Here is a 20,447-nt window from a genome sequence, read left to right as displayed (position 1 = left end):
GACCATCGAGGACCTAGAAATCAACCGGCTAGGGCACGAGCAGCATGTCGATCAGGCGGTCCAGGGTGTCGGACGAGGTGGCCGGGTCCAGCCACGAGCCGGAGCTGACGGCGTGCAGCGCGAGCCCGTCGACGGCCGCGAGCGCGATGTGCGCCTTGCGGCGGGCGTCCTCCGGCCCGACGGCGCCGTGCCCGGCCAGCGCGATCACCTCGGCGATCGACCCGGTGACCTCGGCGAGGATGCCGGCCTGCAGGCCGGCCAGCGCGGGCGCCGTGGCGGCACGGGCGGCGAACGCCACCTGGATGCGGACCTCGGTGGCCCGCCGCTCGTCGAGCGGCAGCAGCTCGCGCAGCACCGTCGTCAGGTTGCGGTGCACGTCCGGACCCAGCTCGACGTTCGCGACCCGCTCGCGGATGCGCCGCACCACCTCCGTGAACGCGGCCGTCAGCATCGCGTCCTTCGTCGGGAAGTGGTGCTGGACGGTCCCGATGGAGACGCCCGCGGCGGTGGCCACCTGCCGGACGCTCACGGCCTCCAGGCCGTGCTGGGCCGTGATGTCGAGGAGAACGTCGGTGAGGACGTCCTTCGTCGGGCGGGTTGACAGTTCAGCCACGCGTGGCACCATACAGTCGTATGAAGGCATACGATCGTATGGGGGTGCCGCGCGGGCTCGTGGTGGGCACGGCCGCGGCGATCGCCCTGGCCTGGGGCCTGTTCCTGCTCGATCCGGGCGCATGGCCCGGGCTGCCGGGCCCGATCGCGCAGACCGCGGTGTTCCTGGCGAACCTCGTGGTGACGACGAGGAGCCGCCGCACGAAGCTCCGCATCGTGCGGGCACTGCAGGGGTTCGTGGTGAACCCGCTGCTCCGGCTGCTGCACCGGGTCGGGCTCAACCCGTTGGGCCTCGCGATCCTGGAGACCCGGGGCCGGGTGAGCCGCGAGCCGCGCAGGACCCCGGTCGGCAACGGTCGGGTCGGCGACGAGTTCTGGATCATCGCCGAGCACGGGACGCGGGCCGGCTACGTCCGCAACATCGCCCGCGACCCCCACGTGCGGATCCGGCTGCGCGTCGGCCTGCGCTACCGCTGGATCTGCGGGGTTGCCGAGATCCTCCCGGACGAGGACGCGCTCGCGCGCCAGCGGGCGATCATCCGCTGGCACCCGCTCCGGATCCTCAACGCCATGAACGTCCGGGTGCTCGGCACCGACCTGCTGGCGGTGCGGGTCCGGTTGCTGCCCGACGGTCAGGTGGACGCGTCGCCGAGCAGTTCGTCGACGCGTCGGAGGATGTCGAGCTGCGCCGGGTTGTAGAGGTCGCGCAGGGCCTTGACCAGTGTCTGCTCGGCGAACCTCGCACCGCCCGGGGCGTCGGAATGCATCTCGTGCAGACCGGGATGCGCGCCGTGCAGGTCGCGGACGTAGGGGACCATGCGCTCGGCGAGGGACTGGCGCGTGTGCTCGTCGGCGTCGGCCGGGAGGTCGTCGAACTCCGCAGCGGCGGGATCAGGGGGGAGGTTCTGCAGCATGTCGGCGTAGGCATCCATGCCCCGGGGCCCAGGACCCGGCTCAGGACGACGACGAACGAGCGGTCGGCGTCGGAGAGCGGGGTGTCGGCGACGGGTGCGAACTCGGCGGGCAGGTCGGTCGGGACCGATTGGCGCAGGATCACGCCGAGCTCGAGGCGGATGCGCTGCAGGCGTTCGATGGTGGCGGCCAGCTCGGCGTCGAGGGTGCGCAGGGCTTCCTCCGGGTGGTCGTCGGCCTCGCCCATGGCCGCGATCTGGGACAGCGAGAAGCCGAGGTCGGTCAACCGCTTGATGCGCAGCACCCGGACGAGGTGGGCCACGCCGTACTGCTTGTAGCCGTTGGCCTTCCGCTCGGGCTCCGCCAGGAGCCCGACCTCGTGGTAGTGCCGCACCGCCCGCAGGCTGGTGCCGGCGAGCTCGGCGATCTCACGGGTACTCCACGCCACGTGTGACACCTCATTCCGACGGTCGACGGACCCGCAGTCAAAACCATGCCGCTACGGCATGGTCAAGCTCGGGCGAGGCTGTGCAGCACGGCCAGGTCGGCGCGGTCGACGTCGCGGGGCTCGTACCCGCTGTGGAACAGCAGTTGCTGCTCCACGGAGATGCAACCGACCGGGCGGCCGGCGATGGTCCCGGTCGTGAAGCAGCCCTTCGGCCAGCGGAAGACGTGGCCGTCGAGGCCGGCCTGGCGGCCGTCGCCCGCCTCGTCGAACGCCACCGGGTGGAGGTCCACCCGGCCTCGGCCCTCGGCGACGACCTCGACGCGGACCGGGCGCCAGTCGGTCTCGATCACGTACCCCAGCCGGTCGAGGGCCTGCAACGCCGCGGGTTCGTGCTCGGCGGCGATCGCGAGGTCCAGGTCGCGATGCGGGCGGGTCCGGTGTCCGGCCAGCGCGTCGACCCCCCATCCGCCGCTGATCCACGCCTCGCAGCCGGCGGCGGCGAGAGCGTCCAGGACGGTGTGGACCTCATCGGCATCCATGTCGTCAGTCTGACGCGAGGCCGCGCATCGAATCGCCGTCTGCTCCCGGCGAGCCGATGACGCGGCAAGAGCTGGCCGACGCGATCAACGCGCACGTCTACCGGGCCAGCGGCTCGATACCGCGCAGCGCTGCGTGCCATCCTGGATGTCGACACAGACCGAGACCGCGGGTTCACGCGACCGTCGCGTGGGAGGCCGCAAGACGTGGACCGAAACGGCCGTATCTTCGCCCGGGCCGTCCTCGACGCGGGCGGCTCGCTGGCAGTGGTCGTCCCGGCCGCCGAGTACCGCGAGAGCCTCCCCGCCGATCACCACCCCGTCTACGACGCCTTGATCAGGCCGGACGGCGCAAGGCGCGACTGAACGAGGAACCCCGAGGGGCATTACCCGTGGGCGGCCGGGTTGCGCGCGTTCGCGGGCGTCCATCGCCCGTCCCGGGGACCCGCCCGACGGGCAGCGCACCCTCCCGAGGACGACCCGGCTCAGTCGGCGTTGGGGCGGAACTCCCGGAGCTGAGCCAGGACGTTCTCCAGCTTCCACCGGTGCTGGCCTCCCGGAGTCGTGTACTCCGGCTGGATCTTCCCGGCCCGGTGGTACCGCCGCACAGACTTCTCCGAGAGCCGCAGCGCACGCGCTAGCTCCGGTGTCGTCAGGTAGTCGGATGGGGCGGTCACGCGGCCGACGCTAGGTGACTCCGGGCCGTGTACGGCCGGGTCTGTCCAAGTAGTCGCAGGTAGTACCAGTAATGTCCAGATTTGTCCTACGATGACCAAATGACGTTCTGGTGGACGGAGACCCCGGGAGGCGGTTGCGCCATGGGAGAGTCGGCAGACGAGGCGAACGCGCGGCTGGAGATGGCTCGGGCGCAGGGGCGAGCGTCGGTGAACTTCAGCGAGCGCAGCGGCCGTTACCGCTGGACCGTCGTCCTCGACGGCGGCAAGTCGTCGCACGGGTGGGCCGACACGGAGTCGGAGGCGTGGTGGTTCGCGAAGGAAGCGGTGAACCGCCCGTTCCGCGGGACGCACCACCGGAAGCTGCGCGGTCTCTTCGGGTTGCCGCCCGCGTAGTCGCCCCCTGCACAGCCGTCTTCGCGTGGCTCGTGCGAGCCGGCGAAGGGTTGCCGGCGCATGGCCGGGCCGCTACGGCAGCGTCAAGCTCCGGGCGAGGCCGCTCATCGCGCGGGTGAGGTCGGCGAGCCGGTGGTCCTCGTCGTGGCGCCAGTGCCGGACCTGTTCCGCGGTGAGCGCGGCGAGCAGTACGTCGGCACGCAGGTCCGGATCGGGGGCGCCGGCCTCGGCGAACAGGATCCGGCAGTGCAGCCGCCAGAGCCGGTGCGAGCCCGTGCGCAGCCGGGCCCCGGGGCTGGCGGTCTGGGAGAGCGCGACGACGTCGAGGTGCGCGTCGACGTAGGCGAGGTACGCCCCGGTGAAGGCGGCGAGCCGCTCGACGGCGGGCGCGCCGGGGCCGAGCGGCGGCGGGCCGCTGAGCAACTGCTGCTGAAGCCGCGTCTCCCGCTCGTCGAGGAGCGCCGCTGCCAGCCCCGACTTGTCGCCGAAGCGGCGGTACAGCGTGCCCTTGCCCACGCCGGCGGCGGCCGCGACGTCGTCCATGCTGACCCGCGCGACGCCCCGCTCCGCGAACAGTTCGGCCGCGGCGGCGAGGACCTTGCGCCGGTTGCGCACGGCGTCGGCCCGCTCCTTGGGGGCGTCGCCGGCCAGCAGGTCCACCGCGACGACTCTAGCGTTGACGGAACCGGACTGCAGTCCGTATCGTCCGGACCATGAGCTTGTCCATCGAAGACGGACTTCGCCTCGTGCGTGAGTACGGCGCCGCGGAGCACTGGCTCGCGGTGCTGGTCACGAGCGGGCGGGATGCGCCGTCGGTCAGCCTGGTCAACGCCGGCGTGCTGCCGCACCCCGGGACCGGCGCGCCGACGGTCGCCTTCGTCGCCCGCGGCGCCACCGCGAAGCTCGCGAACCTGCGCACGGATCCGCACGCCACGCTCGTGTTCCGGTCCGGGTGGGAATGGGTGGCCGTCCGCGGACCGGTCGAGCTGGCCGGACCGGACGACCCGCTCGCCGGCGTCGACCTGCCGCGGCTGCTGCGCGACGTCTACGTCGCCGCCGGAGGCGAGCACCCCGACCTCGCCGAGTACGACCGCGCGATGGCCGCCGACCGGCGTACCGCGGTGCTGGTGCGGCCGTCGCGGTTCACGAGCAACCCGCCCGGCACCGAGCACGAGGAGAACTGATGCCCACGATCGAGGTGTGGTCCGACCTGCTCTGCCCGTTCGCCTACGTGGGGCTGCTGCGGCTGCGCCGCGCCCGCGAACGGCTCGGGCTCGACGTGCGGGTCGACCACCACACGTTCCCGCTGGAGCTCTTCAACGGGCCGCACCCGCGCCGAGGCACCGACACCGAGGCGGTGGGGTTGGGGCAGATCGAGCCCGAGGCCGGGTTCCGGGTGTGGACGGCCGCGGACGACCTCTACCCGCACACCGTGCTGCTGGCCGCCGAGGCCGTCCACGCCGCGAGCGCGCAGGACCTCACCGCGGGGGAGGAGCTCGACCTCGCGCTGAGACGGGCGTTCTGGACCGGGTCGCGTTCGATCAGCCACCGGCAGGTGATCCTCGACGTCGCCGCCGCCGTCCCCCAGGTCGACGCCGCCGAGCTCACCGCGGCGCTCGACGACGGGCGATACCGCAAGCAGGTCATGGCCGACTTCGCCGTCGCGAGCACCGACGCGATCCCCGCCAGCCCCACGCTCCGGTTCGCCGACGGCACCACGGTCGCAAACCCGGGGATCCAGGTGCACTGGGAGGGGCCGTTCGCCGAGGGATTCCCGATCGTGGACGCCCACGACGCAGCCGTCTACGACGAGTTGCTCAGGCGCGCGGGGTGAACCTGAGGCGGGTGGTCGTCGGCGTGCTGGAGACCAACTGCTGGATCGTCTCCGCCGGCGGCCGGGCGCTCGTCGTCGACCCCGGCGACCAGCCCGAGCGGATCCTCGCCGCGACGGCGGGCCTGGACGTGACGGCCATCCTGCTCACCCACACCCACTTCGACCACGTCCTCGCGGTGCCCGAGCTGGTCGACGCGTGGGCGGTGCCCGTGCTGGCCCACCCCGCCGAGTCGCCGGTGTGGCCGCACGAGCTGGCCACCGTCCGCCGCGACGGGCACTGGGACGCCGGCACCGCCACGGCCGCGCTGGTCGCCGACGACCCCTCGCGGCTCTCCCCGCCCGGCCGGCTGTGGGACGGTGCGTTCACCCCCGTGGACGACCTCGAGGACGTCCACATCGGGCCGCTCACGGCCCGGGTGCTGCACACGCCCGGCCACACGCCGGGTGGGATCAGCCTCATCGTCGGCGACCAGCTGCTGAGCGGAGACACCCTGTTCCCCGGCGGGCCCGGACTGACCGGCCCTCCGCTCTCCGACTTCCCCGCGATCATCGGCTCGCTGCGCAGGCTCCTCACGCTCCCGGACGGGACGCGGATCCATCCCGGTCATGGGGCCGACACCACCGTCGCGGCCGAGCGCCCCCACGTCCACGAGTGGGTCGCACGCGGCTGGTGAGGGGGCGGCCCGTTACCCCGCCTTGATCGAGGGCCGCCCGAGCTCCGTGGCCCGCCGGCTGCCTGCCCGCTCGGCCCCGATGCCGGCCGCGACGACGAGAGCGATGCCGGCGGCGGCCCACCAGCCGGGCAGCTGCCGCAGCGCGACCACGCCGACGACCAGTGCGATCGCCGGCTCCAGGGACATCAGCACGCCGAACGCGGCGGTGGTCAGGCGGCGCAGCGCGAGCATCTCCAGGCTGAACGGGACGACGGGCAGCAGGATCGCCAGGCCGAGCCCGAGCAGCAGCAGGTCGGCGGTGAGGTGCCCGGACAGCTCGGCGCCACCGGACAGCCCGACCACCGCGGTGGCGGTCAACCCGGCGACGGGCATCGACACCGCCAGGCCGCGCAGCCCCGACACCTCGTCGCCGACCCGCTGGGTGAGCAGGATGTACCCCGCCCAGCACGCGGCCGCGGCGAGGGCGTACGCCACCCCGACCGGGTCGGCGCCGCCGTGCCACGGCTCGGTCAGCAGCACGACCCCGACCGCGGCGACCGCAGCCCACGCCTTCGCCGTGCCCCGCCCGCGGGCCACCGCGACCCCGAGCGGGCCGAGGAACTCCAGCGCGCTGGCCGTACCGAGCGGCAGGCGGGCGACCGCGGCCATGAAGAACAGCGTGAGCGCCGCCGTCACCATCCCGAGGACGACGGCCGTGACCAGCCCGCGCCTGCTGAACGCCGACGGCCGCGGCCGCACCACCACCAGCAGGATCACCCCGGCCCACGCCAGCCGCAGCCAGGCCGTGCCCTCCGTGCCGAGCCGGTCGATCAGCCCGACGGACACGGCCAGCCCGAGCTGGACGCAGACCATGGCGACGAGCGCGAACGCGGCTCCGGTGCGGGACGGGGTCACGTCCGCCAGTCAAGGCGACGGAATCGTTCGCGTCCACGTGACTTTCCTGCACATACCGTTCAGGATTCACGAATGGAGACGCGCCGCCTGGAGTTCCTCGTGGAGCTGGCGCGGCTCGGCTCGATGCGGGAGGTCGCGGAGGTGCTCGGCGTGACCACGTCGACCGTGTCGCAGCAGCTCGCGGCGCTGGCCCAGGAGGTGGGGACGCCGCTCGTCGAGCCGGTCGGGCGGCGGGTCCGGTTGACGCCCGCCGGGCGCCGGCTGGCCGATCACGGCATCACGGTCCTGGCCGCCGTCGACGTCGCCCGGCGCGACCTCGACCCCGGCGCGGAGCCGGCCGGCACCGTCCGCGTCGCCGGGTTCGCGACCGCGATCCGGCGCTCACTGCTGCCGCTGCTGCCCGACCTGGCCGCCTCGCACCCGCAGGTGCAGCTCGTGTGCTCCGAGCACGAGCCCACCGAGGCGCTCGCGTTGCTGGCGGACGACGCCGTCGACCTCGCGCTGGTCTACGAGTACGACCTGGCGCCGCGCACGTTCGGCCGACGGGTGGTGGCCACCCCGTTGTGGAGCGCGGCGTGGGGGCTCGGCGTACCGGTCGCCGACCCGGACCCGCCCGCGGACGCGGTGGCGGTGTTCCGCCGGTACGCCGAGCGCGACTGGATCGTGAACTCCCGCAACACCGCCGACGAGGAGGCCGTGGCCGCGCTGGCCGCACTCGCCGGGTTCACGCCCCGGCTCTCCCACCGGGCCGACAGCCTCAGCCTCGTGGAGGACCTCATCGTCTCCGGGCTCGGCGTGGGCCTGCTGCCCGAGCACCCGGCCCCCCGACCCGGCGTGCGGGTGCTGCCGCTGCGCGACCCCGGCGTCCGGCTGCGGGCGCACGCCGTGGTGGCGAGGGGCCGGGAGCGGTGGGCGCCGCTCGCCCTCGTCCTGGCCCGGTTGGCCGGCGCCGCCTGATCAGGCCTTGCGACCGACGGCGCCGAACTGGGGCACGTCCGTGATGGCGCCGCCGACGTCGACGGCGTCCGGGCGCCAGCGCGAGCAGGGCACGACGCCCGGGTCGAGCAGTTCGAGCCCGGCGAAGAACTGCGTGAACTCCGCCCGGGAGCGGGCGGTGATCGGCGGCTTCGCGTTCTCGTTCCAGAACTCCATCGCCCTCGCGTTGGCCTCCCCGCCCAGCTCGAGCGTGGGGTGCGTGATGGCCAGGAAGCTGCCCGGCGGCACCGCGTCCACGAGCGTGGCGACGATCCGCTCGGCGTCCGCGGTGTCGAGGACGAAGTTCAGGATCCCGAGCAGCATGACGCCGACCGGGCGGTCGAAGTCCAGGGTGGTCGCCGCGGCCTGCAGGATGCGCCGCGGGTCGTGGGCGTCGGCGTCGATGTACTCGGTGCGGCCCTCCGGTGTGCTCGTGAGCAGGGCGCGGGCGTGGGCGAGGACCAGCGGGTCGTTGTCCACGTAGACGATCCGGCTCTCCGGGGCGATCTTCTGCGCCACCTCGTGCGTGTTCGAGGACGTGGGCAGCCCGGTGCCGATGTCGAGGAACTGCCGGACGCCCTCGGCCCCGGCGAGGTGGGTCATCACCCGCCCGAGGAACGCGCGGTCGGCCCGCGCCACGTCGACGATCGACGGGAACATCCTCTGCACCACGGCGCCCGCCTGGCGGTCCGCCATGTAGTTGTCCTTGCCACCCAGCCAGTAGTTCCACACCCGGGCGTTGTGCGCGACGGACGTGTCGAGGTCACGTGCTGCTTCGGACATCCCGTCGCTCCCTTGCTGGGTCGCTCGAACGGGCGGAACCCTACCGTCGCTGCGGGCGAGCGTCGGCAGGGTCGACGCGGCACCACCTCCTCCGAAGGAGGAGACCGGCTCCGACTTCGGCCGGGCGATCGCAGCCGGTCGAGTGATCCCCGACGCCGGGTGGCCTCCCTAACGTCCAGGGCATGCCCAGAGCACCCTTCCGCGGCGGCGCGGCCGTCCTCGCCGCCGCGCTGGTCCTGACCGGGTGCGCCGGTGGGACGGCCGGGTCCGGTGCGGCGGCGGCGACGATGTCGGACGCCGGTTCGCCGACGGCGGCGGCCCCCGGGCCGATCGCCTGGGACGGGTGCGGACCGGACCTCGACTGCGCCACCGTCGCGGTGCCGCTGGAGTACACCGATCCCGACGGCCCGCAGATCCCGCTCGCGGTCATGCGACACCGGGCCACCGACCCGGCGCAGCGCATCGGCAGCCTGTTCTTCAACCCGGGTGGGCCGGGGGTGGTCGCCACGGACACGCTGCGGAACATGCCCGCCACCGCCGGCGCTCCCGGCACGTTCTCGCCCGACGTGCTCGCCCGGTTCGACGTCATCGCCATGGACCCCCGCGGCGTCGGCGGGTCCGGTGCCGTCCGCTGCCTCACCGATGAGCAGCGTGCCGAGGCCGCGGGCACCGGGTCCGACCCGGCGCTCCCCGGGGGCAAGCCGCTGCCCGAGCTACTGGCCGACGCCACCACGTTCACCGACGGTTGCGCGGCGCACCAGAGCATCGAGTACCTGGCGAGCCTGTCCACCGACAACGTCGCCCGCGACATGGACCGGATCCGGGCCGCGCTCGGTGAGGAGCAGATCACCTACTACGGCATCTCCTACGGCACCGTGGTCGGCCCGATGTACGCCACGCTCTTCCCGGACCGGGTCCGGCAGATGGTGCTCGACGCGCCCGTCGACACCGGGCTCTGGTTCGGGGACTCGCTGGCGTTCCTGGACGAGGTCGCCGTGGCCAGCGAGCGGACGCTCGACGCGTGGTTCGCGACCTGCCGCACCGAGGGTGCGCAGGTGTGCCCGTTCGGTGGCGGTGACCCGGAAGCGGCGTTCGACGCGTTGATCGTCGAGCTGGAAGCGCAGCCACTGGAGGTCGCGCCGGTCGAGGGCGTCACGCCGGGCGGCACGCTCGATGGTGCCATGGCGCTCGAGACCGCCCGGGCCCTCGCCGGTGACCGGACCACCTGGCCGGCGCTCACCGCGGCCCTGCTGGGCGCGCAGAACGGTGACGGCACACTCCTGCACTTCCTGTGGACGAACATCACGGTCTCGCCCTTCGGGGTCCCGACCGCCACGCACGAGGTCCACACCGCGGTGCGCTGCGCCGACTGGCGGACGCCGACCGACGTCGCCGCGCACACGGCCGCTGCCACCGTGGTCGTCGCGGAGGCCGAGCGGGTCGGCACCCGGGCCGCCTACAGCGCGCTGAACTGCGCCCGGTGGCCCGCGCCGAACGCGGACCGCGTCACCGAGCCGCTCACGGGCGCCGGCGCCCCACCGGTACTGGTGGTCGGCGGCCGGCTGGACCCCGTCACCCCGCACCACTGGGCCGAGTCCATGGCCCGGACCCTGGACTCCGCCGTCCTGCTCACGCGAGAGGGCGTCGGCCACGGCTCCTACGGCACCGTCCCGTGTGTCGATGCCGCGGTGGACGCCACCCTGGTGGACGGCGTCCTGCCCGCCGCCGGCACCGTCTGCACCCCCGAACAGCCGGGCACGACCGACCCTGCCGCGTTCGCGCCCGGAGGGGCGGGGAACTGAGTGCGACCCCGCAGTCCGTGCCCCTCACCTGCTGGACGAACGGCACGCTCGTCCTATAGAGCTGGACGAAAGTGCCGTTCGTTCAACCCGAAGTGGGTGGCGGCCGTCACCGCATGACCCCGCCGAGCACCGTGGTCACGACCTTGCGGACGGCCGTGGGTTCCGGCGGACCGTCCTTCCGCTCGGTGAACAGCAGGTGCGCGGCGCCGATCAGGGTGGGGGCGAGCGCGTCGACGTCGGCGTCCGGTGCGATCCGGCCGAGGTCGCGCTCGGCGGTCAGGTAGCCGGCGATCACGGCGGCTCCCTCGCCGACGAGCGGGAACCGGGCGGTGCCGGCCGCGCGCAGCCGGGTGCGCAGCTCGTCCCGGGCGATGACGAGCACCACGATCGCCACCATGACCGGCCCGAAGAGGGTGGTCAGGGCGCGGGTCAGGTTGTCGGGGACGGTGCCGGTGCCGGCCACGCCCCGCAGGGCGGTGCCGTGAGCCTCCACCCCGGAGATGCGATCCAGCACCATGTCGGCGAGGAAGGCGTCGAAGTCGGCGAAGTGCCGGTGCAGGACGCCCTTGGCGACGCCCGCCTCGCTGGTGACCGCCCGGCTGGTCAGGCCGGTGACCCCGGCCCGGACCAGCACCCGCTCGGCGGCGTCGAAGAGCTGCTGGCGCGGGTCGTGCAGCGCCACGCCGGTGGGCACCGCGCATCGCCTCCGGTGTTCGAGTGGGCAAGCGCCCACTAAGGTGGGCGTATGCCCACTCTACCGTCGTCTCCCAGGCCGGAACCCCACGCGCACCGGCGTATGGCGGAGTCGTTCGGCGTCGACCCCGCGAGGTACGACCGGACCCGGGCCCCGTACCCCGACGCCATGATCGAGCGGATCGTGGCGGCCGGCCCCGGGCGCGAGTTCCTCGACGTCGGCTGCGGTACCGGCATCGCGGCCCGTCAGTTCCGGGACGCCGGCGCCACGGTGCTCGGGGTCGAGCCCGACCAGCGGATGGCGGACTTCGCGCGGGGCGCCGGCCTCGAGGTCGAGCCCGGCACCTTCGAGGCGTGGGAGCCGGCCGGGCGCACCTTCGACGCGGTCGTCTCCGGCACGGCCTGGCACTGGGTGGACCCGGTCGCGGGCGCCGCCAAGGCGGCGCTGGTCCTGCGGCCGGGGGGAGTGCTGGCGCCGTTCGGGCACGTGTACCGGCTTCCGGCCGACGCGGCGGGCGCCCTCGCCGCGGCCTACCGGCGGGTGGCCCCCGACTCGCCGGTGGGCAGCAGCGATCGCTCGATCCTGGACGCGTACCAGGGCCTGTACGCCAGGGCCGCGGACGGGATCCGCGAGGTGGGCGGGTTCGAGGAGCCCGCGCTGTGGCGGTACGACTGGGAGCGCTCGTACACCCGCGACGAGCTGCTCGACCTGGTGTCGACCTCCGGCGGCCTCACCAGCCTGCCTCCGGACCGCGGGACGGAGGTGCTGGCGGCGTTGCGCGGGGAGCTGGACGCGAGCAACACGCTGGAGTACGCCACCTGGGGCCTCACCGCGACCCGGCTATGACGCCGCCACGCGCACGCGGTGGTGCTCGCCCTCGGAGAGGAACGCCGCCAGTTCCCGCCCCTCCTCGGCCACGGCGGTGCGGTCCGCGCGGGAGAACCGGCGCAGTGGCGTGACGACCACGGTGGCGGCCCCGCCGTCAGCCACGACGGTCCAGGTCGCGGCGACCCGGCCGTCGACGAGGACGGCGCGCTCGCCCGCCACGGACAGGCCGCGATGGGCGTCGTCGACGATGCGGCTGCGGTCGTCGTAGCCGAGGATCGCGTTGTCGAACGCGGGCAGGAACCGCACCGGTGCGGGGGTGTCGGGGTCGGGTCGGGGAGCGTCCGGGAGATCGAGCAGTTCGCGGCCGCGCTCGTCCCGGAACGCGACCAGCTCGTCCCGGACCGCGGCCACCGCTCGGGGCAGCCCGGCCAGGCCGCACCAGGCGCGCAGGTCGGCCGAGGCCGCCGGGCCGAACGCCGCGAGGTAACGACGTACCAGCGTCGCCCCCACCGGGTCCGCCCCGTCCGTGGCCTGCTGGTCGATCTCGCGGCCCAGCCAGGACGCCATCCGGACGTTCCGCGCGCCCGCGGTGACGCGCCACAGCCCCCGGGGCGGGGCCTGCACCATGGGGACGAGGGCGGCGACGACCGCCTCACCCAGCGGTCGTGGTCCCGCATCCGGCCATCGGGTGGCGAGGCCGCGACCGATCTCGGTCATGGACCGGGGTTCGCCGTCGGCCATCACGTCCTCGGCTGCCGCGGCGAGCTCGTCGAGATCGATGCCGTCGAGCGCGCGCCGGTACACCCCGAGCATCCGCTGGCGCAGCATGGCGTCGTGCCGGGCGCGCCATGCCAGCGCGTCCTCGGACGTCACCAGGTGGATCGTCCGGCGCATGAGGGGGGCGCGCACCACCCGGCGCTCGACGAGCAGCGCCGACAGCGCTGCCGGGTCGAACGCGCGCAGCCGCGACCAGAGCCCGGCGAATGGCTCCTGCGGCTCCTGCGCCTGCAGGCCGCACAGGTGCGAGACGGCGTCGAGGACCGCGACGTCCGCGCGCTCGAGGAGGAACTGCCGGGCGAGCGTGGCGCGGCCGAGCGCCCGCACGCCGAGTCGGGTCTGCACAGCCGACATGCTCGCGGCCGAAGAGGCCAGGTGCTGTCCTCTTTCACGGGCTCAGCGGACGTCCATGCGCTGGGTGCCGATGACCGAGAGCAGCCGTAGCGCCTCCTCGGAGGGCGAGCCGGGGTCGGCGGTGTAGATGACGACGCGCTGGTCGCGGTCGGCGACGTCGAGCACGTCGCAGTTGACGGTGACCGGCCCGACCAGCGGGTGCTGGAAGGTCTTCCGCAGGCTCGCGGTTGTGGTGCCGATGTCCCCGGACGTCCACAGCCCGGCGAACTCGTCGCTCCCTGCGACCAGCTCGTCCACCAACCCGGCCACCTCGGGGGAGCCGGGATACCTGGCCAGGGCGGTGCGCAGGCCGACGACCACCGCGTGCCTGAATCCCTCGGCGTCCGACACCCCGTAAAGCCGGCGTCCCTCGGGCTTCGGGCCGAGGAAGGCGCGTCGGGCCAGGTTCCGGTCGCGGCGCGGCACCGCCGAGTAGTCCTCGAGGAGCGCGGCCGCCAGCTCGTTCCACGCGAGCACCTCGGAGATCGCCGAGATGACGATGGCGGCCGCCAGCGGCAACCGGCCCAGCAGGTTCAGGATGCTGGGCCGCACGTCGCGCGACGGCCCCGGCGGTGGGCCCGGCGGCACTCCGGCCAGGTGGTGGAGGTGGTCGCGTTCGGAGTCCGACAGCCGCAACGCCCTGGCCAGGCCCGCCAGCACCTCCCGCGAAGGGCTCGGACCACGTGCCTGCTCCAGGCGCGCGTAGTACTCGGTGGAGATGAACGCGAGCTGCGCCACCTCCTCCCGGCGCAGGCCGGGCGTCCGTCGACGTCGCCCGGCGGGCAGACCGACGTCGGACGGCGTGATGCGCTCGCGCCTGCTGCGCAGGAACGCGCCGAGCCCCGACCTGGCCACGCCTTCCAGTATGCGAGCCCCGCGCCGCGCAGCCAGGTACAGCCAGTGCATGGCTGAGCCCGTGCGCGCGGCCCACGGTCGACGGCATGACCACGACATCGACCGCCGGTCTCCTCGCCGGCAAGGTCGCCTTCGTCACGGGCGCGGGCCGCGGTATCGGCGCGGCCGCGGCACGCCTGTTCGCCCGCGAGGGCGCCACGGTCCTGCTCACGGCGCGCACGGAGTCCCAGCTGGGGACCGTCACCGAGCAGATCCGGGCGGCGGGCGGCACTGCCGACCACATCGTGTGCGACCTGGCCGAACCGACCGAGGTACAGGCCGCCGTCGACCGCGCCGTCGAGCTGTTCGGACGGCTCGACGTCGCCTTCAACAACGGTGCGACGGCCACCCCGCCCCTCCCGGCCGACGCGGTCCCGCAGGCCGAGCTCGACCGCCTCTACCGGGTGAACTTCCGCGGGACGTGGGTGGCGATGGCGGCGGAGGTCGCGGCGATCCGCGCCACTGCCGGCACCGGCGCCATCGTGAACAACTCCAGCGTGGGCAGCCTGCGCGGCAACGCCGTGCTGCCCGCCTACGGTGCGCTGAAGCGGGCCGTCAACAGCCTCACGGAGTCGGGTGCGGTCACGTACGGCCCCGAGGGCATCAGGGTCAACGCGATCGCACCCGGACTCACGTTCACCGAGATGATCATCGCCTGGGAGGAGCGCACGCCCGGCGTGCAGGAGCACCTGGTGGCCGCAACGCCGCTGCGCCGCGGCGCCGACCCCGACGAGGTCGCTCAGGCTGCCGCCTGGCTGCTCAGCGACCGCGCGTCCTTCGTCACCGGCGCCGTTCTGCCGGTGGACGGCGGTGCGGGGGCCTGAGTCGAGGAGGCCACGGCGCGAGCGCGATCCGGCCGAGCACCTCGCCGGCCTTCGCTTTCCGGCCGCGGGCGGCGGTCAGGGGCGGAGCCCGCTGCCGCCGCCGACGACGATCTCCTGACCGGTGACGTAGCCGGCGTTCTCGGAGGCGAGGAAGACGACGACCTCGGCCACCTCGCGGGCCGTGCCGAGCCGGCCGAAGGGGATGGTTGCCGCCATCGCCGTCGTGATCTCGTCGACCGCCTCCGGAGGCATCCCGGACTTCGACCAGATGGGCGTGTCGATCGCCCCCGGGCTCACGGCATTGACGCGGATCCTGCGCGGAGCCAGCTCGAGGGCGAGGGAGGGGATCATCGTGAGGAGGGCGCCCCGGCTGCCGGCCGTGACGCTGCCTCCCGCGATGCCGCGGGTGGCGCCGATCCCGACGGTGACGACGACCGAGGCGCCGTCGGCCAGTAGCGGGAGCATCTTCTGCAGCGTGAAGAACTGGCCCTTGGTGTTGGTGCCGAACACCTCGTCGTAGCCCGCCTCGTCGATGGAGTCCAACGGCGTCGGCCGGCTGATGCCCGCGTTGAGGAACAGCGCGGTGAGCTCGCCGAATCGGGACGCGACCTCCTCGGCGATGCGGTCGGTGTCGGTCAGGGTTCGCGCATCCGCCTGCAGGACGACCACGCCGTCGGGAAGCTCGCGCCGGGCGGCGGCGATCGTAGCGGGGTTCTGGCCGGTGACCATCACCCGGTATCCCCGTTCGTGGAACAGTTCGGCGCCCGCGCGGCCGATTCCGCTGGTTCCGCCGGTGATCAGGACTGCCGGTTCGGCCACCTCAGGCATCCGCGGGCTGGTCGTAGTGGCCCGCGGCGATGTCCTCCAGGAGGGTCGGGCCGGTGGGCTGCCAACCGAGCAGGTTGCGCGTGATGTCGCTCGTGGCCGGGAAGTCGCCGGCCAGGAACCGGCCGACGAACAGGATCTCGTCGGCGATCTGCTCCGCCGGGGCGGACTTCGCCGGCACGTCGAGGCGGCGGGCGAGTGCCTCCGCGATCTCCCGGACGGGCACGCCCTCCTCTGCGGTGGCGTGCAGGATCGTGCCGGCGGGGGCGTTCTCGAGACCGAGCCGGACCAGGCGGGCGGCATCGGACCGGTGGACCGCCGGCCAGCGGTTGCGGCCCTCGCCCGGGTAGGTGGAGGCGCCGCGTCGCCGGGCGGCGCGGGCGATGATCGAGATGAAGCCGTGGTCGCCCTCGCCGTGGACGGTCGGCGCGAAGCGGGCGGAGCTGACGCGCACGCCCCGGTCGGCGTAGGTCAGGGCGAGGTTCTCGGCGCCGCCACGCGGAGACTCCGGGCCGACGGCCGGGTTCGGGTCCCGCTCGGTTGCCGGGCGGCCGAGGTCGGGCAGGGCGAGGCCGGCCGCGAGCACGAAGGGCCGGTCGGACCCCGCGAGGGCGTCGCTGATCGTCTGAACCGCGGAGCGTTCCGCCCGGTTCGAGGCCTCGGGATGGGCCCAGTCGTGCTTGGCCGCGAGGTGGACCACGCCGTCGGCTGCCTTCGCGGCCCGGCTGATCCCGTCGAGGTCGTCGAGATCCCCGCGGTGGACGGCCGCCCCGAGGTCGGTGACGACGGATGCCGAGGCGTCGGAACGGGCCAGGCCGGTCACCTCGTGCCCGGCGGCGATGAGATCGGCGACGACGGCGCGGCCGATGAATCCGGATGCTCCGGTGACGAAGACGTGCACGGTGGGCTCGCTCTCGCTGTGATGACACACTCTGACATCACCGACCATAGCGCTGATGTCATCGCGTGTCATCACCCGCTACCGGGTGATCGTGGCGAGGAAGGCGTCGAGGTTCGCCAGGGTGCGGGCGATCTTCTCCTCGAGGGAAAGGCTCTCGTCGATCGCTCCGCCCGCCGACCGCTTCCGGTCCCGGATGTAGCGGGAGCAGTCCAGGTCGGAGCACAGGTACTGCCCGACCGAGTTGCCCGCGCGCCCGGCGGCACCGGTCCGGCGGGCGCTCATCAGCACCACTCCGCCGCCGCCGCGTGTGGTCAGGCACAGCGAGCAGAGGCTGCGCGCGGTGAAGCCGCGCGCGCCGGCCGATGCGGCGCGCAGGGTGATGCCGACCAGGCGGTCGTCCTGCTCGGCGACGAGGTAGGCGCGTTCGGGGGCGCCGGGATCGCGCCAGCCCAGGAAGTCGAGGTCCGGCCAGGCGAGCTCGTCGAGGCCGGCGGGGACCTTCAGCCGCCGGGCCTCTCCCTTGGAGCAGTTGACGAAGGACCGGCGGATGTCGGGTTCGCTGATCGGTTTCATGTCAGCCTAGAGAGGATGGTAGTTTGCCTAAACACTTTAGGAAGTGTACCTCGTGCGAAGGGAAGCCATGCCACGCGTCGGGCTCACCACCGAACGTCTGGTCCGAGCGGGGGCCGACCTCGCCGACGAGGCGGGCTTCGACCAGGTGACCGTCTCGGCGCTCGCCCGGGGGTTCGACGTCAAGGTCGCGAGCTTGTACTCGCACGTGAAGAGCTCGCACGACCTCAAGACCAGGATCGCCCTGCTCGCGCTCGAGGAGCTCGCCGAGCTGCTCGCCTCCGCCCTGGCGGGCCGGGCGGGGAAGGATGCGCTGACGGCCTACGCGAACGTCTACCGCGACTACGCCCGCGAGCACCCCGGCCGCTTCGCCGCCGCCCAGCTCGACCTCGACGGGGAGACGGCGGCCGCCAGCGCGGGCGGCCGGCACGTGCAGATGACCCGGGCGATCCTGCGCGGTTACGACCTCCCGGAGCCGGACCACGTCGCCGCGGTCCGGCTGCTGGGCAGCGTCGTCCACGGCTACGTCAGCCTGGAGAGGGGCGGCGGGTTCAACCACAGTTCGCCCGACAGCCAGGAGACCTGGCCACGGGTCCTCGACGCCGTCGACGCCCTCCTGCGGAACTGGCCCGAGTGACGCCTCCGGTCAGTGACCGGACGCGCGGAGCAGGGCGGCGGCTCCCTCCGTCGCGCGGGTGGCGACGTCGTCACCGGACAGGCGGGCGCCGGAGAGGAAGCCGTCGGTGTCCAGTGCGGTGTAGCCGTGGGCCATCGTGATGATCTGCTCCAGCAGCCGGAGTGCCGGGCCGGCATCGGCATGGCCGGCTTGCCGGGTGAGGTCGAGGAGCAGGGCCATGAGTCCCCGGCCCGCCTCGGCGAGGTCCGCGTCGCGCAGGCGCCTCAGCTCCTGGGCGAAGATCACGTCGAACCCGGCGCCGCGCGCGGAGACGAAGCGCACGTAGGCACCGGCGGTGGCCGCGAGCCGGTCGGCCGGATCGCTGCCCGTCGCGTTCGCGGCGGCGCGCATCTCCGCGGTGAGTTCGATGGCCGCCCGGGTCGCGACGGCGGCGAGCAACGACTCGCGGTCCCGGAAATGACGGTAGGGCGCCGCCGTGCTGACCCCGAGCCTGCGGGCGAGCTCGGCCACGGAGAACCCGGCCAACCCGCTCTCGGAGAGCAGCTCGAAGCTCGTGTCGATCAGCGCCGAACGCAGTTCCCCGCGGGCCCGACGCCGGCCCGCGCGTTCCGGTTCGCCCGCGGTGACGCCCACGCCACCACCTCTCCTTGACCTTGAGTAAGACATCTCTTACTTTAAAAGTGATAGCCCACTTACTTCAATGGAGGACTGCGATGGCGGGAGTCGACGGCAAGGTCGTCGCGATCACGGGCGCGAGCAGCGGGATCGGCGAGGCGACCGCGCTCCTCCTCGCCGGTGCCGGAGCGAAGGTCGTCCTCGGGGCCCGCCGCTCCGACCGGCTCGAAGCGCTGGCAGTGCGCATCACGGCGGCCGGAGGCGCCGCCACGTGGGCCCGGACCGACGTCCGGCGACGCGAGGACCTCGCCGTGCTCGTGGACGCGGCCCGCCAGGAACACGGCCGGCTCGACGTCCTGGTGAACAACGCCGGCGTCGGCCCGATCTCCCCGCTCGACGAGCTGCGCGTCGAGGACTGGGACGAGATGATCGACATCAACTTCCGGGGCGTGCTGTACGGGATCGCGGCCGCGCTCCCCGTCTTCCGGGAGCAGCGGAGCGGGCACGTCGTCAACGTCGTGTCCACCGCCGGGCTGCGCATCGTCCCGAACCAGGCGGTCTACGCCGCCACGAAGAACGCCGTCCGCACGCTGTCCGAAGGGCTCCGGCAGGAGGCCGGGCCCGACCTGCGCGTGACGGTGGTGTCGCCCGGGTACGTCGCGACGGAGTTCGGGGACTCGGTCACCAGCCCGGCCGTGCGGGCCCAGATCTCCACCACCGCCGCCGAGATCGCGATTCCACCGGAGGCGGTGGCCCGCGCCATCGCGTTCGCCATCGGGCAGCCGGCCGACATCGACGTGGGCGACATCGTGGTCCGGCCGACCGCGCAGTCGTAGCGGGAGCAGGGCTCACCCGAGCGCGGTGCGGATCGTGTCGCGCAGCCAGCGCTGTGCCGGGTCGGCGTCGAGGCGTGCGTGCCACAGCATCCGGACGTGGACCTCCGGCAGGGCGGCGGGGATGGGGAACCAGCGGATGCCGAGGGCCCGGCCGTGCTGCTCGGCGAGGCGCTGCGGGACGAGCCCGACGTAGTGGCCGGCCGCCACCATGAGCGCCGCGACCGCGAAGGTGGGGACGACGGCGACGACGCGGCGGTGCAGGCCCGCGGCGTCGAGCGAGTCGTCGAGTGGGCCGCGCGTGCGTCCGCGGCGGGAGGCCGAGACGTGGGGATGCCGGCACAGCTGCGCCAACGTCGGGCGGCGGTGCCGGCCGAGCGGGCTGTCGGCGCGGACGATTCCGACCAGGCGTTCGCGGTACAGCAGGGCCGTGCGGATGTCGGGAGCCGTGACGTCGCCCGCGCCGATGTCCAGATCGACCGAGCCGTCGCGGATCGCCTCGATGCTCTCGCTGCCCTCCGCGACGAAGCGCAGGCTCACGCCCGGGGCCGCCGCGGCCGTGGCCTCGACGGCGGCCGTCGCGAGGGTCGCGGCGACGCCGTCGTTGATGCGGATCGTGAAGGTGCGTTCGAGCTCGGCGATCCGGACCTCGCGGTCGGCGCTGATCAGCGCCGCCGCGTCGTCGAGCAGCGACCGCACGCGCGGTGCGGTCCGCAGCGCGAACGGCGTGGGCGCCATCCCGCGACCGGCCCGCACCAGGATCGGGTCGTCCATCGCCCGCCGCAACCGGCCCAATGCCCGGCTGGTGGCCGGGATGGACAGGTGAAGGCGCTCGGACGCCGCCGTGACGCTGCCTTCCTGCAGCAGCGCGTCGAACACGCGCAGCAGGTTCAGGTCGAGCTGATCGGGCATGCTTTGCAGAGTACGCAAGATACCTTTGTCAAAGTTGCGTGGCACGCAGGACACTGACGTCCATAGCGTCGTCGCCATGCCAACGGAAGGCCTGGTCCACGCTCCGGTCTCGCAGCGCGCCCGCCGGACGCCGGCGCCGGTGCCGAACCGCCCACCGTCGCCGAAGCCCTGGCCGGTCGCGCCCCCGACGTCGTCACCGCGTTC

Annotated in this window: 27 protein-coding genes and 1 pseudogene; 12 read left to right on the top strand and 16 right to left on the bottom strand. The window is 73.7% G+C overall.

Annotated features, from left to right (window positions below):
- Nucleotides 1-28 precede the first annotated feature (28 nt).
- A complete protein-coding gene (locus ACU436_RS22580; RefSeq protein ID WP_459028368.1) occupies nt 29-613 on the bottom strand; it encodes a TetR/AcrR family transcriptional regulator in 585 nt (194 codons plus the stop codon).
- Nucleotides 614-633: 20 nt separating this feature from the next.
- On the opposite strand from ACU436_RS22580, the gene ACU436_RS22575 reads away from it, so the two are divergent.
- Nucleotides 634-1,311 (top strand): nitroreductase/quinone reductase family protein, encoded by a 678-nt coding sequence (locus ACU436_RS22575; protein ID WP_459028366.1) that lies wholly within the window; start codon nt 634-636, stop codon nt 1,309-1,311.
- Here ACU436_RS22575 and ACU436_RS22570 read toward each other — a convergent pair.
- The 3 genes and pseudogenes from ACU436_RS22570 to ACU436_RS22560 form a co-directional block, all read right to left on the bottom strand.
- Entirely contained in the window at nt 1,245-1,544 is a 300-nt protein-coding gene (locus tag ACU436_RS22570) for a hypothetical protein (RefSeq protein ID WP_459029125.1), read from the bottom strand. The two genes, ACU436_RS22575 and ACU436_RS22570, sit on opposite strands and share 67 nt — an antisense overlap.
- Before the next feature lie 284 nt (nt 1,545-1,828).
- A pseudogene (locus ACU436_RS22565) lies at nt 1,829-1,918 on the bottom strand (MerR family transcriptional regulator); the annotation flags it as partial.
- Between the two features lie 116 nt (nt 1,919-2,034).
- The gene (locus tag ACU436_RS22560) at nt 2,035-2,511 is read right to left on the bottom strand and encodes a nucleotidyltransferase domain-containing protein (RefSeq protein ID WP_459028364.1); all 477 of its coding nucleotides are present in this window, start codon (nt 2,509-2,511) and stop codon (nt 2,035-2,037) included.
- 204 nt (nt 2,512-2,715) lie between these two features.
- On the opposite strand from ACU436_RS22560, the gene ACU436_RS22555 reads away from it, so the two are divergent.
- Nucleotides 2,716-2,874, top strand: a complete 159-nt coding sequence (locus ACU436_RS22555) for a hypothetical protein (protein ID WP_459028362.1) — start codon at nt 2,716-2,718, stop codon at nt 2,872-2,874.
- 119 nt (nt 2,875-2,993) lie between these two features.
- Here ACU436_RS22555 and ACU436_RS22550 read toward each other — a convergent pair whose 3' ends face one another.
- The gene (locus ACU436_RS22550; protein ID WP_459028360.1) at nt 2,994-3,185 is read right to left on the bottom strand and encodes a helix-turn-helix domain-containing protein; all 192 of its coding nucleotides are present in this window, start codon (nt 3,183-3,185) and stop codon (nt 2,994-2,996) included.
- Nucleotides 3,186-3,326: 141 nt separating this feature from the next.
- On the opposite strand from ACU436_RS22550, the gene ACU436_RS22545 reads away from it, so the two are divergent.
- Entirely contained in the window at nt 3,327-3,578 is a 252-nt protein-coding gene (locus ACU436_RS22545) for a hypothetical protein (RefSeq protein ID WP_459028358.1), read from the top strand.
- Between the two features lie 72 nt (nt 3,579-3,650).
- On the opposite strand, the gene ACU436_RS22540 is transcribed toward ACU436_RS22545, so the two are convergent.
- Nucleotides 3,651-4,238: a TetR/AcrR family transcriptional regulator gene (locus tag ACU436_RS22540; RefSeq protein WP_459028356.1), complete on the bottom strand. Its 588-nt coding sequence runs from the start codon at nt 4,236-4,238 to the stop codon at nt 3,651-3,653.
- A 53-nt stretch (nt 4,239-4,291) separates the two neighbouring features.
- On the opposite strand from ACU436_RS22540, the gene ACU436_RS22535 reads away from it, so the two are divergent.
- The 3 genes from ACU436_RS22535 to ACU436_RS22525 are packed head-to-tail and all read left to right on the top strand — an operon-like array spanning nt 4,292 to nt 6,086.
- Nucleotides 4,292-4,762 (top strand): pyridoxamine 5'-phosphate oxidase family protein, encoded by a 471-nt coding sequence (locus tag ACU436_RS22535; protein WP_459028354.1) that lies wholly within the window; start codon nt 4,292-4,294, stop codon nt 4,760-4,762.
- Nucleotides 4,762-5,412 carry a DsbA family oxidoreductase gene (locus tag ACU436_RS22530; RefSeq protein WP_459028352.1) on the top strand — a complete coding sequence of 217 codons (651 nt, stop codon included), beginning with the start codon at nt 4,762-4,764 and terminating at the stop codon, nt 5,410-5,412. Before ACU436_RS22535 ends, ACU436_RS22530 begins: the two co-directional genes overlap by 1 nt.
- Nucleotides 5,409-6,086 (top strand): MBL fold metallo-hydrolase, encoded by a 678-nt coding sequence (locus ACU436_RS22525; protein WP_459028350.1) that lies wholly within the window; start codon nt 5,409-5,411, stop codon nt 6,084-6,086. Before ACU436_RS22530 ends, ACU436_RS22525 begins: the two co-directional genes overlap by 4 nt.
- A gap of 12 nt (nt 6,087-6,098) precedes the next feature.
- On the opposite strand, the gene ACU436_RS22520 is transcribed toward ACU436_RS22525, so the two are convergent.
- The gene (locus ACU436_RS22520; protein WP_459028348.1) at nt 6,099-6,980 is read right to left on the bottom strand and encodes an EamA family transporter; all 882 of its coding nucleotides are present in this window, start codon (nt 6,978-6,980) and stop codon (nt 6,099-6,101) included.
- Nucleotides 6,981-7,052: 72 nt separating this feature from the next.
- Between ACU436_RS22520 and ACU436_RS22515 the strand changes: the two genes are divergently transcribed.
- Entirely contained in the window at nt 7,053-7,937 is an 885-nt protein-coding gene (locus ACU436_RS22515; protein WP_459028346.1) for a LysR family transcriptional regulator, read from the top strand.
- On the opposite strand, the gene ACU436_RS22510 is transcribed toward ACU436_RS22515, so the two are convergent.
- Nucleotides 7,938-8,738 carry an SAM-dependent methyltransferase gene (locus tag ACU436_RS22510; RefSeq protein WP_459028344.1) on the bottom strand — a complete coding sequence of 267 codons (801 nt, stop codon included), beginning with the start codon at nt 8,736-8,738 and terminating at the stop codon, nt 7,938-7,940.
- Between the two features lie 182 nt (nt 8,739-8,920).
- Between ACU436_RS22510 and ACU436_RS22505 the strand changes: the two genes are divergently transcribed.
- Nucleotides 8,921-10,540 carry an alpha/beta hydrolase gene (locus ACU436_RS22505; protein WP_459028342.1) on the top strand — a complete coding sequence of 540 codons (1,620 nt, stop codon included), beginning with the start codon at nt 8,921-8,923 and terminating at the stop codon, nt 10,538-10,540.
- Nucleotides 10,541-10,646: 106 nt separating this feature from the next.
- Here ACU436_RS22505 and ACU436_RS22500 read toward each other — a convergent pair whose 3' ends face one another.
- The gene (locus ACU436_RS22500) at nt 10,647-11,234 is read right to left on the bottom strand and encodes a TetR/AcrR family transcriptional regulator (RefSeq protein ID WP_459028340.1); all 588 of its coding nucleotides are present in this window, start codon (nt 11,232-11,234) and stop codon (nt 10,647-10,649) included.
- Nucleotides 11,235-11,336: 102 nt separating this feature from the next.
- Here ACU436_RS22500 and ACU436_RS22495 point away from each other — a divergent pair, with 102 nt between their 5' ends.
- Nucleotides 11,337-12,080 (top strand): class I SAM-dependent methyltransferase, encoded by a 744-nt coding sequence (locus ACU436_RS22495; protein ID WP_459028338.1) that lies wholly within the window; start codon nt 11,337-11,339, stop codon nt 12,078-12,080.
- Here the strand turns inward: ACU436_RS22495 and ACU436_RS22490 are convergent.
- Both ACU436_RS22490 and ACU436_RS22485 read right to left on the bottom strand, forming a co-directional pair.
- Nucleotides 12,075-13,184, bottom strand: a complete 1,110-nt coding sequence (locus ACU436_RS22490) for a winged helix DNA-binding domain-containing protein (protein ID WP_459028336.1) — start codon at nt 13,182-13,184, stop codon at nt 12,075-12,077. The genes ACU436_RS22495 and ACU436_RS22490 overlap by 6 nt on opposite strands.
- Before the next feature lie 51 nt (nt 13,185-13,235).
- Nucleotides 13,236-14,087 (bottom strand): helix-turn-helix transcriptional regulator, encoded by an 852-nt coding sequence (locus ACU436_RS22485; protein ID WP_459028334.1) that lies wholly within the window; start codon nt 14,085-14,087, stop codon nt 13,236-13,238.
- A gap of 86 nt (nt 14,088-14,173) precedes the next feature.
- Here ACU436_RS22485 and ACU436_RS22480 point away from each other — a divergent pair, with 86 nt between their 5' ends.
- Entirely contained in the window at nt 14,174-14,950 is a 777-nt protein-coding gene (locus tag ACU436_RS22480; protein ID WP_459028332.1) for an SDR family NAD(P)-dependent oxidoreductase, read from the top strand.
- Nucleotides 14,951-15,025: 75 nt separating this feature from the next.
- Here the strand turns inward: ACU436_RS22480 and ACU436_RS22475 are convergent, their stop codons facing one another.
- The 3 genes from ACU436_RS22475 to ACU436_RS22465 form a co-directional block, all read right to left on the bottom strand.
- Complete coding sequence (locus ACU436_RS22475; RefSeq protein WP_459028330.1) at nt 15,026-15,769, bottom strand: SDR family oxidoreductase; 744 nt, start codon at nt 15,767-15,769, stop codon at nt 15,026-15,028.
- 1 nt (nt 15,770) lies between these two features.
- Nucleotides 15,771-16,676, bottom strand: coding sequence for an SDR family oxidoreductase (locus ACU436_RS22470; protein ID WP_459028328.1), 906 nt, complete (start codon nt 16,674-16,676; stop codon nt 15,771-15,773).
- Between the two features lie 78 nt (nt 16,677-16,754).
- A complete protein-coding gene (locus tag ACU436_RS22465) occupies nt 16,755-17,249 on the bottom strand; it encodes an FBP domain-containing protein (protein ID WP_459028326.1) in 495 nt (164 codons plus the stop codon).
- Nucleotides 17,250-17,316: 67 nt separating this feature from the next.
- Here ACU436_RS22465 and ACU436_RS22460 point away from each other — a divergent pair, with 67 nt between their 5' ends.
- Nucleotides 17,317-17,883 (top strand): TetR/AcrR family transcriptional regulator, encoded by a 567-nt coding sequence (locus ACU436_RS22460; RefSeq protein WP_459028324.1) that lies wholly within the window; start codon nt 17,317-17,319, stop codon nt 17,881-17,883.
- Nucleotides 17,884-17,892: 9 nt separating this feature from the next.
- Here the strand turns inward: ACU436_RS22460 and ACU436_RS22455 are convergent, their stop codons facing one another.
- Nucleotides 17,893-18,516, bottom strand: coding sequence for a TetR/AcrR family transcriptional regulator (locus tag ACU436_RS22455; RefSeq protein ID WP_459028322.1), 624 nt, complete (start codon nt 18,514-18,516; stop codon nt 17,893-17,895).
- Between the two features lie 80 nt (nt 18,517-18,596).
- On the opposite strand from ACU436_RS22455, the gene ACU436_RS22450 reads away from it, so the two are divergent.
- The gene (locus tag ACU436_RS22450; protein WP_459028320.1) at nt 18,597-19,334 is read left to right on the top strand and encodes an SDR family oxidoreductase; all 738 of its coding nucleotides are present in this window, start codon (nt 18,597-18,599) and stop codon (nt 19,332-19,334) included.
- A 12-nt stretch (nt 19,335-19,346) separates the two neighbouring features.
- Here the strand turns inward: ACU436_RS22450 and ACU436_RS22445 are convergent, their stop codons facing one another.
- Entirely contained in the window at nt 19,347-20,243 is an 897-nt protein-coding gene (locus ACU436_RS22445) for a LysR family transcriptional regulator (protein WP_459028318.1), read from the bottom strand.
- Nucleotides 20,244-20,447 lie beyond the last annotated feature (204 nt).

This window comes from Pseudonocardia wallangbongensis, assembly GCF_054486945.1.
The sequence above is the reverse complement of the archived record's forward strand: the minus strand, read 5'-3'. Positions and strand labels throughout refer to the sequence as shown.

Coding starts and splice junctions, on each gene's coding strand:
- ACU436_RS22535 (WP_459028354.1), top strand. CDS start 4,292: ATGAGCTTGTCCATCGAAGACGGACTTCGCCTCGTGCGTGAGTACGGC.
- ACU436_RS22495 (WP_459028338.1), top strand. CDS start 11,337: ATGGCGGAGTCGTTCGGCGTCGACCCCGCGAGGTACGACCGGACCCGG.
- ACU436_RS22450 (WP_459028320.1), top strand. CDS start 18,597: ATGGCGGGAGTCGACGGCAAGGTCGTCGCGATCACGGGCGCGAGCAGC.
- ACU436_RS22575 (WP_459028366.1), top strand. CDS start 634: ATGAAGGCATACGATCGTATGGGGGTGCCGCGCGGGCTCGTGGTGGGC.
- ACU436_RS22510 (WP_459028344.1), bottom strand. CDS start 8,738: ATGTCCGAAGCAGCACGTGACCTCGACACGTCCGTCGCGCACAACGCC.
- ACU436_RS22515 (WP_459028346.1), top strand. CDS start 7,053: ATGGAGACGCGCCGCCTGGAGTTCCTCGTGGAGCTGGCGCGGCTCGGC.
- ACU436_RS22445 (WP_459028318.1), bottom strand. CDS start 20,243: ATGCCCGATCAGCTCGACCTGAACCTGCTGCGCGTGTTCGACGCGCTG.
- ACU436_RS22460 (WP_459028324.1), top strand. CDS start 17,317: ATGCCACGCGTCGGGCTCACCACCGAACGTCTGGTCCGAGCGGGGGCC.
- ACU436_RS22505 (WP_459028342.1), top strand. CDS start 8,921: ATGCCCAGAGCACCCTTCCGCGGCGGCGCGGCCGTCCTCGCCGCCGCG.
- ACU436_RS22465 (WP_459028326.1), bottom strand. CDS start 17,249: ATGAAACCGATCAGCGAACCCGACATCCGCCGGTCCTTCGTCAACTGC.
- ACU436_RS22545 (WP_459028358.1), top strand. CDS start 3,327: ATGGGAGAGTCGGCAGACGAGGCGAACGCGCGGCTGGAGATGGCTCGG.
- ACU436_RS22570 (WP_459029125.1), bottom strand. CDS start 1,544: ATGGATGCCTACGCCGACATGCTGCAGAACCTCCCCCCTGATCCCGCC.
- ACU436_RS22560 (WP_459028364.1), bottom strand. CDS start 2,511: ATGGATGCCGATGAGGTCCACACCGTCCTGGACGCTCTCGCCGCCGCC.
- ACU436_RS22530 (WP_459028352.1), top strand. CDS start 4,762: ATGCCCACGATCGAGGTGTGGTCCGACCTGCTCTGCCCGTTCGCCTAC.
- ACU436_RS22480 (WP_459028332.1), top strand. CDS start 14,174: ATGACCACGACATCGACCGCCGGTCTCCTCGCCGGCAAGGTCGCCTTC.